The following is a 391-nucleotide window of genomic DNA, read 5'->3' as shown; positions in this document are numbered from 1 at the left end:
ATCAATTCCAGTGCCCGTTGGCAGAGGGTGATTTCGTGCATATCGCCTCCCGTAGTGGTTGCCCCTGTAAAGCAATATTTATGCCAATATTTGTATCCCCTGGCAGGTTAATGTCGACGATGACGAAATGACATGTCGTCACCGCGTCGAAACGGCAGTAACTGTGCGCGTCTTCCATTAAAAACAATAAGTTAAAAATTGGCATGGAAAATGCTTAACGCAGGCATCTCTGTTAAACGGGTAACCTGACATGACTATTTGGGAAATAAGCGAAAAGGCCGATTACATCGCGCAACGGCATCGTCGCCTACAGGACCAGTGGCATATTTACTGCAACTCGCTGGTTCAGGGGATCACCCTCTCGAAAGCGCGCCTGCATCACGCAATGAGC

The 391-nt window shown here is 48.6% G+C and carries 1 protein-coding gene; it reads left to right on the top strand.

Annotation, left to right across the window (positions count from 1 at the left end):
• Window positions 1–250: 250 nt before the first annotated feature.
• Window positions 251–391, top strand: a 141-nt coding sequence (locus WCE05_RS26355) for a hypothetical protein (protein ID WP_368816889.1), incomplete at its 3' end; no start/stop codon positions are given.

This window comes from Pseudomonas sp. I2 (genome assembly GCF_040984075.1).
GTDB classification, from domain to species: Bacteria; Pseudomonadota; Gammaproteobacteria; order Pseudomonadales; family Pseudomonadaceae; genus Aquipseudomonas; species Aquipseudomonas guariconensis_B.
This window is presented reverse-complemented; position numbering and strand designations above follow the sequence as displayed.